This window comes from Cognaticolwellia aestuarii, from assembly GCF_002000025.1.
Taxonomy (GTDB): Bacteria; Pseudomonadota; Gammaproteobacteria; order Enterobacterales; family Alteromonadaceae; genus Cognaticolwellia; species Cognaticolwellia aestuarii.
This window is the reverse complement of record NZ_MUZV01000006.1, coordinates 128,918-143,868: the sequence shown is the minus strand read 5'-3', so window position 1 is coordinate 143,868 and position 14,951 is coordinate 128,918. Positions and strand designations below refer to the sequence as shown.

At 38.1% G+C, this 14,951-nt stretch carries 14 protein-coding genes; 5 read left to right on the top strand and 9 right to left on the bottom strand.

The genetic code is table 11. From position 1 onward, the window contains the following. Positions 1-10 precede the first annotated feature (10 nt). The 3 genes from mnmA to B0169_RS10810 form a co-directional block, all read right to left on the bottom strand. Positions 11-1,156: a tRNA 2-thiouridine(34) synthase MnmA gene (gene mnmA / locus B0169_RS10820; RefSeq protein WP_077285989.1), complete on the bottom strand. Its 1,146-nt coding sequence runs from the start codon at positions 1,154-1,156 to the stop codon at positions 11-13. Between the two features lie 64 nt (positions 1,157-1,220). Continuing rightward, positions 1,221-1,742, bottom strand: coding sequence for an NUDIX hydrolase (locus B0169_RS10815; RefSeq protein WP_077285988.1), 522 nt, complete (start codon positions 1,740-1,742; stop codon positions 1,221-1,223). Further along, positions 1,735-2,352 carry a pseudouridine synthase gene (locus B0169_RS10810; RefSeq protein ID WP_412842129.1) on the bottom strand — a complete coding sequence of 206 codons (618 nt, stop codon included), beginning with the start codon at positions 2,350-2,352 and terminating at the stop codon, positions 1,735-1,737. Before B0169_RS10810 ends, B0169_RS10815 begins: the two co-directional genes overlap by 8 nt. A gap of 418 nt (positions 2,353-2,770) precedes the next feature. Between B0169_RS10810 and B0169_RS10805 the strand changes: the two genes are divergently transcribed. Continuing rightward, entirely contained in the window at positions 2,771-5,002 is a 2,232-nt protein-coding gene (locus B0169_RS10805; RefSeq protein ID WP_077285987.1) for an NADP-dependent isocitrate dehydrogenase, read from the top strand. Positions 5,003-5,512: 510 nt separating this feature from the next. Then, positions 5,513-6,763, top strand: a complete 1,251-nt coding sequence (icd, locus tag B0169_RS10800; protein WP_077285986.1) for an NADP-dependent isocitrate dehydrogenase — start codon at positions 5,513-5,515, stop codon at positions 6,761-6,763. 90 nt (positions 6,764-6,853) lie between these two features. Here the strand turns inward: icd and cspD are convergent, their stop codons facing one another. Beyond that, positions 6,854-7,075: a cold shock domain-containing protein CspD gene (gene cspD / locus B0169_RS10795; RefSeq protein ID WP_077285985.1), complete on the bottom strand. Its 222-nt coding sequence runs from the start codon at positions 7,073-7,075 to the stop codon at positions 6,854-6,856. Between the two features lie 203 nt (positions 7,076-7,278). Here cspD and clpS point away from each other — a divergent pair, with 203 nt between their 5' ends. Next, positions 7,279-7,599, top strand: coding sequence for an ATP-dependent Clp protease adapter ClpS (gene clpS, locus B0169_RS10790; protein ID WP_077285984.1), 321 nt, complete (start codon positions 7,279-7,281; stop codon positions 7,597-7,599). A 28-nt stretch (positions 7,600-7,627) separates the two neighbouring features. After that, the gene (gene clpA, locus B0169_RS10785; protein WP_077285983.1) at positions 7,628-9,880 is read left to right on the top strand and encodes an ATP-dependent Clp protease ATP-binding subunit ClpA; all 2,253 of its coding nucleotides are present in this window, start codon (positions 7,628-7,630) and stop codon (positions 9,878-9,880) included. 150 nt (positions 9,881-10,030) lie between these two features. On the opposite strand, the gene infA is transcribed toward clpA, so the two are convergent. The 5 genes from infA to ald form a co-directional block, all read right to left on the bottom strand. Continuing rightward, positions 10,031-10,249, bottom strand: a complete 219-nt coding sequence (gene infA / locus B0169_RS10780) for a translation initiation factor IF-1 (RefSeq protein WP_011043571.1) — start codon at positions 10,247-10,249, stop codon at positions 10,031-10,033. Positions 10,250-10,333: 84 nt separating this feature from the next. Next, positions 10,334-11,035, bottom strand: coding sequence for an arginyltransferase (locus tag B0169_RS10775; protein WP_077285982.1), 702 nt, complete (start codon positions 11,033-11,035; stop codon positions 10,334-10,336). A 160-nt stretch (positions 11,036-11,195) separates the two neighbouring features. Next, positions 11,196-11,918, bottom strand: coding sequence for a leucyl/phenylalanyl-tRNA--protein transferase (gene aat, locus B0169_RS10770; protein ID WP_077285981.1), 723 nt, complete (start codon positions 11,916-11,918; stop codon positions 11,196-11,198). Between the two features lie 3 nt (positions 11,919-11,921). After that, the gene (gene trxB, locus B0169_RS10765) at positions 11,922-12,881 is read right to left on the bottom strand and encodes a thioredoxin-disulfide reductase (RefSeq protein WP_077285980.1); all 960 of its coding nucleotides are present in this window, start codon (positions 12,879-12,881) and stop codon (positions 11,922-11,924) included. Positions 12,882-13,203: 322 nt separating this feature from the next. Beyond that, complete coding sequence (gene ald / locus B0169_RS10760; protein WP_077285979.1) at positions 13,204-14,325, bottom strand: alanine dehydrogenase; 1,122 nt, start codon at positions 14,323-14,325, stop codon at positions 13,204-13,206. Positions 14,326-14,447: 122 nt separating this feature from the next. Between ald and lrp the strand changes: the two genes are divergently transcribed. After that, positions 14,448-14,930, top strand: a complete 483-nt coding sequence (gene lrp, locus B0169_RS10755; RefSeq protein WP_077285978.1) for a leucine-responsive transcriptional regulator Lrp — start codon at positions 14,448-14,450, stop codon at positions 14,928-14,930. Positions 14,931-14,951: the final 21 nt, after the last annotated feature.

The following is a 14,951-nucleotide window of genomic DNA, read 5'->3' as shown; positions in this document are numbered from 1 at the left end:
TTGCCTTATGTTAGCGAATCAAGGAGTTGATAATACCGCCACCTAGGCAAACATTATCTTGATAAAATACCACAGACTGTCCGGGTGTAACCGAACTTTGCGGCTCAGTGAACATCACTAAATATTCTCCGTTTGCCATCGGCGATAAATTACAAGCAACATCTTCTTGTCGATAACGGGTTTTTACCGTACAAGCTATTGGTGCTGTGAGTTCAATACGATCAACTAAATGTAATTGATTGGCCACTAAGCCTTTAGAAAATAAGCGAGGGTGATTATGGCCCTGACCAACAATTAATACGTTACGCTTGAGATCTTTATCTACGACATACCATGGCGCCTCACCTGCATTAGCAAGACCGCCAATACGTAACCCTTTACGTTGTCCTAAAGTGTGGTACATCAAACCATCATGTTCACCAATGGCTTCACCTTCTGGGGTTTCAATAACACCGGGTTGTGCCGGTAAATATTTGCCGAGAAAATCTTTAAATTTACGTTCACCGATAAAACAAATGCCGGTACTGTCTTTTTTGTTATGAGTGACTAGGTCAGCTTTTTCAGCAATAGCTCTGACTTCAGGTTTTTCAATATTTCCGACAGGAAAAAGTGTTTTACCCACTTGTTCATGACTTAGGGTGTAGAGAAAGTAACTTTGATCTTTATTACTGTCGAGCCCTCGGTGCATTTGCCATTTACCATCGTCAAATTTGCGCTGTACATAGTGGCCAGTTGCTATGTAATCAGCACCTAAATCTTCGCAAGCAAACTCGAGAAAAGCTTTAAATTTAATTTCCTTGTTACACATAATATCAGGATTAGGTGTTCTACCTGCTTTGTACTCGGCGAGGAAGTATTCAAATACATTATCCCAGTATTCAGTGGCAAAGTTTATGGTGTGGAGTTTAATGCCTAACTTTTCACAAACATTTTGTGCATCTGCTAAGTCTTCAGCGGCAGCACAATACTCGTCGTTATCATCTTCTTCCCAGTTTTTCATGAACAAGCCTTCGACTTGATAGCCTTGCTCTTGTAAAAGATAAGCAGAAACAGAAGAATCAACACCACCCGACATACCTACAATCACTTTTGTATCTTGTGGTAATTTTTCGCTTGGCGCTATTGAGTTTAAATTTACATGTTCGTTCGAGGTCATTACAACTACATTTCAATGGAAAAAGGCGCGAAATTATAGCATGGTCATTTAGCGTGATGATAGATTAAAGATTAGATTTTAGGTGAGTTAACGGAATTTTTTTTCCGCTGAGGTAGTCTTCAATACATTCTAATACTAATGGACTACGTAACTGTGCTGACTTTGCTTTGATTTCAGCTAAGGTGAACCAGTGACAAGCGATAATTTCTTCATCTTCGGGTTGTGTCGATAACAAGTCATCAAGTTCAATAACAAAGCAAAACCGTAAATAATAGAGGTTAATTGAGCAGCGATGATAATAGTAAATTCCGCAGAGATATGCCGGTGTTAAGGACAGTCCAGTCTCTTCTTTTAATTCTCGTTCCATCGCATGGACTAAGTTCTCAGCACTTTCTAAATGCCCCGCGGGTTGGTTATAAACAGTAGCACCATGCTCCAATTCTTCGACTAATAAAAACTTGTTTTGATAACAGACCACAGCTGCAACGGTAGTGTTTGGCTTAAATTGCTCACTACCGTGCGACTTGGCAGAATTTTCATTGCTTATTTGGCTTTTAACACTATGTTTTAATTGAATATCAGGCATGACTTAATCGCTTGTAATCACCATTGTTGATACCATCAATAGTCCATTTGCCTATGCGATAACGTATTAGCCGAAGGGTTGGAAAGCCGACATGTGCTGTCATACGTCTTACTTGCCGGTTTCTACCTTCTTGAATCGTTATTTCTAACCATGTTGTTGGAATAGCAGCACGTTCACGAATAGGGGGCGTACGTGGCCATATGTTGGGTTCGTCAATAACTCGCACTTTAGCGGGTTTTGTCATGCCGTCTTTTAATTGCACGCCTTGGCAAAGTGCATTAATGGCTACTTCAGTGACGGCCCCTTCAACTTGCGCCCAATAGGTTTTATCGGTTTTTTGACTCGGATTAGCCAGTTTATGTTGTAGTTTACCGTCATTCGTTAATAGTAATAAGCCTTCACTATCTCGGTCTAAGCGCCCAGCAGCATATACATCCTTTATATTGATGAAATCTTTTAGGGTTTGTCGGTTTTGATCATCAGTAAATTGGCTTAAAACATCAAAAGGTTTATTAAAAAGTACTATCTCTGCCTTAAAATCAACTGGTCGTACCTTTGTGGGTTTCCGTCTGTTTTTGCCTGCAAATGATTGATTTTGCTTAATTGTCACTAATTTTTGCCTTGTGGAAAATGAGCTAGCGTTAATTCACCTATTTTAATACGCTTTGAATTCCGATACTATGCGCGCGAAAAATTTTTTTATCGATAAAATGAATAGTTATTTACACTATATCAAATCAATTGATTAATTGTACAATTTAGCGCTTGAATAGCGCATGAACATTACACGGTAAATAGTGGCAATGTTCATGCATTAAATGAAGTTATTTGTTTTTTAAAAATAACTGAATGTATCAAGATTACGAAGTGTATATGGCGTTTTAGTTTTGAGTTGAGGGTAAGGTTTCTCATCATTATCTAAATTTTAACGCTTATAATTTTGCTAAATGAGTAATACATTAGTGTAATTGATATAATGAATGATTATTCATTTTATCGATTAATGGCAAATCAGCAAAGGATTTTAAATGACCACAGATACATCAAAAATTATTTATACTATTACCGATGAAGCGCCAGCTTTAGCTACGCATTCTTTTTTACCTATTGTTAAAGCGTTCACAGCATCTTCTGCTATCGACGTTGAAACACGTGATATTTCTTTGGCTGGTCGAATCATCGCTAATTTCCCGAAATATCTGACTGCAGAGCAAAGAATGGACGACGCTTTAGCTGAGTTAGGCGAATTGGCTAAAACACCTGAAGCAAACATCATTAAGTTACCTAATATTTCTGCATCTATCCCGCAGTTACAAGCAGTAATTAAAGAGTTACAAGCAAAAGGTTATAATCTACCCAATTACCCAGAAGAGCCACAAAATGAAGCAGAAGAGTCAATTAAATTGACTTACGCCAAAGTATTAGGCTCAGCGGTAAACCCAGTATTACGTGAAGGTAACTCTGATCGCCGTGCACCTGGTTCTGTTAAGCAATATGCTCGCAACAACCCACATTCAATGGGAGCATGGTCACCAACAACAAAATCTCATGTCGCACATATGCAATCAGGTGATTTTTACGGCAGTGAAAAATCAGTCACCATTAATGGCGCGACTAACGTTAAAATTGAATATGTTGCTGAGAATGGCGATGTGACGTTATTAAAAGAGCATTTAGCACTTTTAGATCAAGAAATTATTGATGCCTCAGTGATGAGTAAAGCCGCTTTGGTTGACTTCTTTACTGCGGAAACAGAAAAGGCTAAATCAGAAGATGTTTTGTTATCGTTGCACCTTAAAGCAACTATGATGAAAGTATCTGATCCGATCATGTTCGGACATGCTGTTAAAGTATTTTATAAAGATGTTTTTGCTAAGCATGGTGCAACTTTTGAACAACTTGGTGTTGATGCTGATAATGGTATTGGTGATGTTTACGCTAAAATTGGACGCTTATCAGCAGAGAAAAAAGCTGAAATTGAAGCTGATATTCAAGCGGTATATGCAACTCGCCCTGAGTTAGCAATGGTAGATTCTGACAAAGGTATTACCAATTTACATGTCCCAAGTGATGTGATTATTGATGCCTCAATGCCTGCCGCGCTTCGTGCGTCTGGTATGATGTGGGGACCAGATGGCAGCCAAAAAGAAACTAAGTTTATGATCCCTGATCGTAATTACGCGGGTGTATTTTCTGCCGTTGTAGATTTCTGTCGTGAAAATGGTGCGTTTAACCCAACCACTATGGGTACTGTACCTAATGTTGGTTTAATGGCACAAAAAGCTGAAGAATACGGCTCGCATGATAAAACATTTACTATGTCAGGTGCAGGTGTTGTACGTGTTGTTAACGATAAAGGTGAAACACTGATAGAGCACACAGTTGCTGAAGGTGATATTTGGAGAATGTGTCAAGCTAAAGACGCGCCAATTCAAGATTGGGTAAAACTAGCTGTAACACGTGCAAAAGCCAGTAATACACCAGCCGTATTTTGGTTAGATGAAAACCGTGGTCATGATGCGCAAATGATTAAGAAAGTTAATACATATCTTGCTGATCATGATACTACAGGTTTAGATATTCAAATTATGGCACCGGTTAAAGCCTGTGAGTTTACCTTAGCGCGTGTTGCTAAAGGGGAAGATACTATTTCAGTTACAGGTAATGTTTTACGTGATTACTTAACTGATTTATTCCCAATTTTAGAGCTTGGTACCAGTGCAAAAATGCTATCAATTGTACCACTAATGAATGGCGGCGGTTTATTTGAAACTGGTGCTGGTGGTTCAGCACCTAAACATGTTCAACAATTTGAAAAAGAAAACCACTTACGTTGGGACTCTTTAGGTGAATTCCTTGCGTTAGCGGCTTCGTTAGAACATTTAAGTGTTACTACCGGAAATAGCAAAGCTCAAGTTTTAGCTGATACACTTGACCAAGCAACAGCTAAATTCTTACAAGAAAATAAATCACCATCACGTCGAGTTGGTGAGCTAGACAACCGTGGTTCACACTTTTATTTAGCTATGTATTGGGCACAAGCACTTGCAGAGCAAACTCAAGATGAAAGTTTAAAATCAAGTTTTGTCGCTGTGGCACAAGCGTTAACCAAACAAGAAGCAAAAATTGTTGAAGAACTAAATTCAGCCCAAGGGCCTAGCATGGATATCAATGGCTACTATTTTGCAGATGTTGAGTTAGCAGAAAAAGCTATGCGTCCAAGTGCGACATTGAATACAATTTTATCAAGCTTACTTTAAGCGTTTAGACCAAGCTACTATACAAAGCTAGGCACATGCCTAGCTTTTTTTTAGTTCTAAATTCCCTACCTAGATAAATAACTCGAGCGCTGGTTAAACGACATTACTTAATTATCCTATTTAAACCTTTACTAGGGCTTTTATATAGCCAATAGCTGCGGCTATTTTGTAAATATACCTTGCTAAGCGCCGACATTTCCTCATGATGTTTTTGTTAACTTATTATGCAAAAAGGTATCGTGAATTACTTAGTCAATATCACAATGAATCAACTGGTTATAAAGGTGGTAAACCCAAACTGAAATCAAGCAGATAGAATGAAAATCTTAATTGATTACGTTATTTCCGTTAAAAAATTTGCAATTAATTTAAACAAGCGTTTTAATTATTCATAGTAATGATGTTGACTATCATGATTTAAGTATTAGTTTCATTGCTCTTTTTCTATTAGTTTAAGGGTAAAGGAACTAGCAAACGGCTATTTTCATTAGTAAATTTGGGAGAGTTCATATGTCGAACCATGTAAATATTCCTAGTGCTGGCACTAAAATAACTTCAGAACAAGGTATATTAAAGGTACCTAACAACCCCATTATTCCTTTCATTGAGGGTGATGGCATTGGTGTTGATGTAACGCCGCCTATGATGAAAGTTGTCGATGCCGCTGTCCAGAAGGCTTATGGCGGAGATAAAAAAATTCATTGGATGGAAGTTTATGCTGGTGAAAAAGCGACACAAATATATGATTCAGAAACTTGGTTGCCTGACGAAACCTTAGCTATGTTTAAAGAGTTTAAAGTGGGAATTAAAGGCCCATTAACGACACCTGTGGGTGGAGGTATGCGCTCTTTGAATGTCGCGTTAAGACAAATACTTGATTTGTATGTATGTCAACGGCCTGTGCAATGGTTTACGGGTGTACCAAGTCCGGTTAAAAAACCCAGTGAAGTAGATATGGTTATTTTTCGTGAAAACTCAGAAGATATTTATGCTGGTATAGAATATCAAGCCGGCACTGAGCAAGCGAAAAAAATGATCAACTTTTTAACCCAAGAAATGGGGGTTACTAAAATTCGCTTTCAGGAAAATTGTGGTATCGGCATCAAGCCTGTATCTAAAGAAGGTACTCAACGACTTGTACGACAAGCTATTCAGTATGCCATTGACAACGACAGAGAGTCGGTTACTTTAGTTCATAAAGGTAACATCATGAAATTTACTGAAGGAGCATTTAAAGACTGGGGCTATGAATTAGCAAGAGAAGAGTTTGGCGCTGATTTACTTAATGGCGGGCCCTGGTGTAGCTTAACTAACCCTAAAACAGGTAAAGAAATCATTATTAAAGACGTTATTGCCGATGCGATGTTACAACAAATATTGCTACGTCCAGCAGAGTACAGTGTTATTGCGACACTAAATTTAAATGGGGATTATTTATCAGATGCTTTAGCGGCACAAGTGGGTGGTATTGGTATAGCACCGGGAGCCAACTTAAATGATGATATAGCTATTTTTGAAGCTACGCATGGCACAGCGCCTAAATATGCAGGCTTGAATAAGGTTAACCCAGGCTCAGTTATTTTATCAGCGGAAATGATGTTGCGTCACATGGGGTGGATTGAAGCGGCGAATTTGCTTTTAAAAGGTATGTCAGGTGCCATTAATGCAAAAACAGTAACTTATGATTTTGAACGATTAATGGACGATGCTACTTTAGTGACTTGTTCTGAGTTTGGTGATTGCATCATTGATCATATGTAGTGGTGAAAATGTAGTTATTAAATAGTAACCATAAAAAAACACAGCCAAAGTGCTGTGTTTTTTATTTTTCATTGAATCATATTTTTTATATTAATTATCTGATTCTAATTCTGATGGTGTAATACTTGCCGCATGATGACCTTTTGGTCCTGCGTTTAATTCGTAATTTACATCCTGACCCGCTTTTAATGTACGGTATCCTTCCATTTGAATCGTTGAATAATGAGCAAAAATATCTTCACCACCATCCTCTGGACGTATAAAACCAAACCCTTTTGCATTATTAAACCATTTAACTGTACCGTGAGCCATACTTCAACATCCTTCTAAAATCATCGGTAATTAGGTATGCTTTCCTTAAAGCATTATATATTCATGTTAAGTGGATAAAAAACAACCACCAAGATAAATCGTAGATAATAATTAGAAATAGTCAAGTATGATATTGCGTTTTTTTACTTATTATTTTTTCAAATCTTAAAGCAAAAATTTAACTGACAGACTAATATAGAATTATGAGCAAATGGAAAGAGTTGATAGATGATCAAAGCGTTCTTGACGATGAGGTTATTGAAAAATTTCAGAAACCCCCTATGTATAATGTAGTGCTACTAAACGACGACTACACGCCAATGGATTTTGTCATTGACGTATTGTGTAAATTTTTTAACATGAATTCAGAACAAGCGACAGAAATCATGCTAGCTATTCATTATAAAGGGAAAGGGCGTTGTGGTACCTTTACTGCTGAAGTGGCAGAAACTAAGGTTGATCAGGTGTTGAGTTACGCAACAAGCAATGAACATCCGCTTAAATGTACTATGGAAAAGGCGTAATAACGCAAGATGCAAATTGGAGTAACCTATGCTAAATAAAGATTTAGAAGTATCGTTAAATATGGCTTTTCGTCAGGCTAAAGAGTCTCGCCATGAATTTATGACGGTTGAACATTTATTGTTGGCGTTGTTAGATAACCCTTCATCGATTGATGCTTTAAATGCTTGCGGCGCTAATATGACCAATCTTAGAAAAGAGCTATTAGCGTTTATCGTCGATACGACACCAGTAATCCCCACTGGTGAAGAAGAAAGAGAAACTCAACCTACTTTAGGTTTTCAACGTGTGCTGCAACGTGCAGTTTTTCATGTTCAGTCCTCAGGCAAAAGTGAGGTTAATGGCGCAAATGTTTTAGTCGCAATATTTAGTGAGCAAGAATCACAAGCCGCTTATTTTTTAAAGAAATCGGATATTAGTCGCTTAGATATTGTTAACTACATTTCTCATGGTATCGCTAAAATTGATCAAGAAAGTGGCACTAGCACAGAACAAGCACCGGCAGGTGATGAAGAACCCCGCACCATTGACAACTTTGCCACTAACCTCAATGAAGAAGCGAAAAAAGGCAATATTGATCCACTCATTGGTCGTGATAGTGAGCTTGAGCGTACTTTACAAGTATTGAGTCGTCGCCGTAAAAATAATCCGCTATACGTAGGTGAAGCTGGCGTTGGTAAAACAGCCATTGCTGAAGGTTTAGCAAATCTTCTGATATCAGACAAAGTCCCTGAGTTTTTGGCGGATGCAACAATTTACTCTTTAGATATGGGAGCATTGCTCGCGGGTACAAAATATCGTGGTGATTTTGAAAAGCGCTTTAAAGCCTTATTAAAAGAACTTGAACAAGATGGTAATGCGATACTCTTCATTGATGAGATACATACCATCATAGGTGCTGGAGCAGCCTCTGGAGGAATGTTAGATGCATCTAACCTGATCAAACCTTTGTTATCATCAGGAAAATTACGCTGTATAGGCTCTACAACGTATCAAGAGTATCAAAGTATCTTTGAAAAAGATCGCGCCTTAGCGCGTCGTTTCCAAAAAATTGATGTTATTGAACCCAGTGTTGATGATACAACAAAAATTCTGCATGGCTTGAAAGATAAATATGAAGCTCATCATGGTGTGCGTTATTCAAATAAGGCGCTAAGGGCAGCAGCACAGCTGTCAGCTAAATATATTAATGAGCGCTTTTTACCGGATAAAGCGATTGATGTTATTGATGAAGCCGGTGCTCGCCAACAATTAATCGCGGCATCTAAGCGTAAAAAAGTAATTAGTAATACAGATATTGAAAACATCGTGGCTAAAATGGCGCGTATTCCTGAAAAGTCAGTGTCATCGACCGAGGTTGATAGCTTAAAAACACTTGATCGTAACTTAAAGCTGGTGGTTTTTGGCCAAGATCACGCCATCGACGAACTCTCGTCAGTTATTCGCTTATCGCGAGCAGGTTTAGGTAACGAAAATAAACCTATTGGCTCTTTTATTTTTGCTGGCCCTACGGGTGTAGGTAAAACAGAAGTCACACAGCAACTGGCGAAAGTACTGGGTGTTGAACTATTACGCTATGATATGTCTGAATATATGGAAAAGCATGCGGTAAGTCGACTTATTGGAGCGCCTCCAGGTTATGTTGGCTATGAGCAAGGCGGTTTGCTCACCGATGCTGTGATTAAAAACCCACATGCTGTTGTTTTATTGGATGAGATAGAAAAAGCCCATGAAGATGTTTACAACATTCTGCTGCAGGTTATGGATCATGGTACCTTAACAGACAACAATGGCCGTAAAGCTGACTTTAGAAACATTATTTTAGTCTTGACTACTAATGCCGGTGTTGCCCATACGGTGAAGCAATCTATTGGCTTTAAGCAACAAGACAATAGCATTGATGCCATGGAAGAAATTAATAAAGTATTTTCACCTGAGTTTCGCAATCGCTTAGACAATATAGTTTGGTTTAACCACTTAAGCGATGAAATTATTCAACAAGTAGTCGATAAGTTTATTGTTGAGCTACAAGTACAACTTGATGAAAAAGGTGTTTCACTCGAGATAACTAAAGATGCTAAGAAATGGATGGCTAGCAACGGTTATGATAAAGCTATGGGGGCAAGACCTATGGCAAGGTTAATACAAGAGCAATTAAAGAAACCATTAGCCAATGAGTTACTTTTTGGTGAATTAACTCAAGGTGGTGTGGCGCGTGTTGCCGTTAAAAAAGATAAACTCGTGATCAATTATGAATCGAAAAAAGAACTCGTTGAACACTAGTGTAAATTAGCCACTTATTTCAAAACAAATAAAAAAACCGAGCATGCTCGGTTTTTTGTTATTTAAATTGGAATTAACTAAATTTAAGTAATAAAAAAACGCCTTATTTATATCAACCTAAAGCGTATTCAAAACTAAATTAATTAATTTTTATCTAGCACGGAAGATAATGCGACCTTTAGATAAGTCATATGGTGTTAATTCAACAGTGACTTTATCGCCAGTTAAAATACGAATGTAATTTTTGCGCATTTTGCCAGAAATATGAGCGGTTACAACATGACCATTTTCCAATTCAACTCGGAACATAGTATTTGGCAAAGTATCTAAAACAGTACCTTGCATTTCAATATTTTCTTCTTTCGCCATTGGGCGCCAAACCTCTAAATTAGTGCGTAAATAAAAAGCTGCGCAGATAATGCCGAATTGCAGCGCTAATGTAAAGCTATAGTGTTATTTATTTACGGTTTGCCATTGATTTTCGACTAATATTTGGTGTGGATTATAACGATTTTTATAGTTCATTTTGTCGCATTGCGTAATTTGGTAGCCAAGATAGAGAAACTGGTGTTCAAGCTGAGCAGCAATTTCAATTTGCTTTAAAATCGAAAAAACACCTAAGCCGTATTTTCTGTAATCAGGATGATAGAATGTATACACAGCGGATAACGCATGAGGGATCTTGTCTGTTACAGCAACACTGATCAAAGTCTCACCGTGCCAAATTTCGATGTAATATTGCGCTGTAATATTATTAAGGGTAAAACTCTGAAATTGCTCTTCAGACGCAGGAAACATAGAGCCGTCGTTATGTATATTATTAATATACTGCTCATACAAAGGGTAATAGCTGGGCTTTATTTGTTCACTAACGACGACTTTAAATTGCTGATTACGTTTTAATAAGCGTTTTTGGCTTTTTGATGGAGTGAAACTTTGTACTAACACACGAAGTGATTGACATGCTTGGCAGTTAATACAATGAGGGCGATAGATATCATTACCGCTACGTCTAAAGCCTTGCTGCATTAACCAACCATAATGCACACTATTATGTAAATTTGTATCTACAGCAACTAATAAGCGCTCTTCTTGCCCAGGTAGGTAATTACAAGGAAATGGCTTAGTGATGCCTAGCTCGTAGTTTATGGTCATTGGTAATTACCTTTTAATAGATGTACTAAGCCTAAATATCTTAAGCGCCCAAGCGAATTACTGGGCAAATTTTATTATAACAAGCTTTATATCAATCATCTAAATGAGTGAGTTTTCTTATACGAAACGGGATTAATTTAATAATACGTTTTCGATGCAATTAGTTCGAATAATACGTTAGGTTTAATCGACGAGGTTGCCAAAAATTTTCCTGGGGTACAATAGTTTTTGCTATTGACTGTTGGGTGATAAAGCTTTCTCTGTTAATTTCGACACAGCCCATAGAAGCTAAAAAGGGGTTTAACATTTGACAGTCAATCATTTCAACATTAATTGACTTGAGTAATTGTGCTAAATAAACCAAGGCAACTTTTGATGCGTTGCTTTGTTTATAAAACATAGACTCACCAGAAAAATATCCGTTGACAGCAACACCGTATAAACCACCGACAAGTTCATCATCTTGCCATACTTCAATAGAATGTGCTTTGCCTTGCAAATGTAATTTTTTATAGGCGGCTAACATTGGACTAACAATCCAAGTTTCCTCGACACGAAAGGGGGCGTCAGCACACAATTCAATGACTTGTTCGAAGCTTTTATTTAACGTTACGGTAAACGTTCGGCGTTTCAGTACCTTGTGTAAGGTTTTATTAATTTTAAGAGCAGATATATTAATGATTGCACGCGGATTAGGACTCCACCACATCACAGGATCACCCTCACTGAACCAAGGAAATATACCGAGCTGATAGGCTTGAAATATGCGGGCAGGTGATAAATCATCACCAAAAGCGAGTAAACCATTGGGCTCAATCAACGCCTTTGATAATGCAGGAAAAGTCGAGCTATTCGAAGATAACCAAGGAATAGCTCTGGTCATTGTCTAGTGACTGCCTTTTGCGTCTAGGTAACGCTCAGCATCAAGCGCAGCCATACAGCCAGCACCAGCTGATGTGATTGCTTGGCGATAGATGTGATCTGCAACATCACCCGCAGCGTAAATGCCTTCAACACTGGTTTGAGTCGCATTGCCATTGGTGCCACTTTGTATAGTCAAATAGCCGTCTTTCATTTCTAATTGATTTTTGAATATATCAGTATTTGGCTTGTGGCCAATGGCGATAAACACACCCATAACATCAAATTCTTCTGTGGCATCAGAGTTCATGTCTTTAATACGAACACCTGTTACACCCATATTGTCACCAAGAACTTCATCTAAGGTACGATCTAAATGTAAAACAATATTACCATTCGCTACTTTGTCCATTAAACGCTTAGTTAAAATCTTTTCTGAGCGGAAGGTATCACGACGGTGAATTAAGTGAACTTCTGAGGCAATATTTGATAAATACAAGGCTTCTTCCACGGCTGTATTACCACCGCCTACAACAGCTACCTTTTGATTTTTATAGAAAAATCCATCACATGTAGCACAAGCAGAAACACCTTTACCCATAAAGGCTTCTTCAGAAGGTAAGCCTAGGTATTGTGCTGAAGCGCCAGTACAAATAATGAGGGCATCACAAGTATATGATCCAGAATCACCTTTAAGCTTATAAGGTTTCTCACTGAAATCTACGTCATTGATATGATCAAAAATAATTTCAGTATCAAATTTTTCAGCGTGCTTTTGCATACGATCCATTAATGCTGGACCAGTAAGGTCATCGGCATCACCCGGCCAGTTTTCAACTTCAGTGGTCGTGGTAAGTTGACCACCTTGCTGCATACCTGTGATCATCACAGGCTTTAAGTTTGCTCGTGCAGCATAAACAGCTGCGGTATAGCCTGCAGGGCCTGATCCTAAAATGAGTAACGGGCAATGTCTTGCTTCGCTCATGAACTACTCCAAAATAAATACGTTAATGTCTTAATGGTTGGGATTCTAAGTGATTATCTCAAGAGAGCAACAAAGAATTAATTATAAATAATAACTTATTACATAAAACTGCAAGCATAATTTTACAAATTCACTGCCTAAGTGCTCTTGATAATAACCTTAAGAATATGAAAGCTAGTCAATAAAACTGTATCGCTTGCATGAGATAACAGCAATGCTAGCTTAAATGCTTGCAACTTTAGCTAGGCTGTTGACGGTTAAAACACAAGCGATAAAAAAAGCCGCTAATAAATAGCGGCTTTATAAATCTACTTATTAAAGCTTATAACGTTGCAACAGCTTCTTCTGGAGCAACATAGTCATAGCCTAATACATCTGCAACAGGCTTATAAGTAATTTTTCCACCTAAAACGTTCAAGCCAGCCATTAAATGTGCATCATCAAGCATAGCTTGCTTAGCGCCTTTGTTAGCTAAAGTAACAGTGAATGGCATAGTTGCATTAGTTAATGCCATTGTTGATGTTCTTGCCACACCACCTGGCATGTTTGCCACACAGTAATGTACAACGTCATCTACCATATAGGTTGGATCTTGATGTGTTGTTGCTTTAGATGTTTCAAAACAACCACCTTGGTCAATCGCTACATCAACGACAACAGCACCTTTTTTCATCATTTTGATGTGTTGTGCTGTCACTAATTTAGGTGCTGCTGCACCAGGAATTAACACTGCACCGATAACTAAATCTGCTTCAACAATCAGTTGATCCATTGCATCAGCTGTTGAGTAAACGGTTTTTAAACGGCCATCAAACTCTGTATCTAATTGACGAAGGCGAGGTAGTGAGCGATCTAAAATAGTTACATCTGCTCCCATGCCAACAGCCATACGTGCTGCTTGTGTACCTACAACACCGCCACCAATAATTAGCACTTTTGCTGGCGCAACACCTGGAACACCACCTAATAAAGCACCTAAGCCACCTTGAGCTTTTTCTAATGCGTGGGCACCGGCTTGAATAGACATACGACCTGCAACTTCAGACATTGGCGCTAATAATGGTAAGCCACCGCCATTTTGAGTAACAGTTTCATAAGCAATACAAGTAGCACCAGAAGCAACAAGTAATTCAGTTTGCTTTGGATCAGGGGCTAAATGTAAGTAAGTAAATAGCACTTGGCCTGGACGAAGCATTTTACACTCGTTAGGTTGTGGCTCTTTTACTTTGATAATCATATCAGCGCTAGCAAAAATTTCAGCTGCTGAATCAATAATTTTTGCACCGGCTGTGATGTATTGATCGTTATCAAAACCGATTGCTGCACCACCATTATTTTCAACGATAACCTCATGGCCATTAACAACAAGCTCTTTAACGCCAGCAGGAGTTAAGCCAATACGGTATTCGTGGTTCTTTATTTCTTTAGGTACACCAATAATCATAGTTATATCTCTCTTATAAAATATGCGACTAGTATAGTGACTTTATAGCGGATTAACCTGTCGTTATTCTTAGTAAATTAGTATATAATCCTGATAAAATGTTAATTTGTAGTGAATTGTATATGAGTTCTACCACCGTAAAAAAAATCGATCGTATCGATAAAAACATTTTAGTTGAACTACAAAAAAATGGTCGTTTATCTAATATCGAACTTTCAAAGCGCGTAGGCTTAAGTGCGACGCCGTGTTTAGAAAGGGTAAAGCGTTTAGAAAATGACAACTTTATCACCGGTTATCAAGCCATTTTAAACCCACATAAGTTAGAAGCAGCCTTATTAGTTATTGTTGAAATAACCTTGACCAAAACCAGTCCTGATGTTTTTGATGACTTTTCTAAAGCAGTCCATCAACTTGACGTCATTCAAGAGTGTCACTTGGTCTCAGGTGATTTTGACTTTCTATTAAAAACTCGTGTTGCTGATATGGCAGCTTACCGTGAACTCCTTGGCAGTACTCTATTACGCTTACCTGCTGTAAGTGAAAGTAGAACCTACGTAGTGATGGAAGAGGTGAAATCATCAAATCTATTACCAATAAAACGCTAAAAGATTTAATTCGCTGCTAAT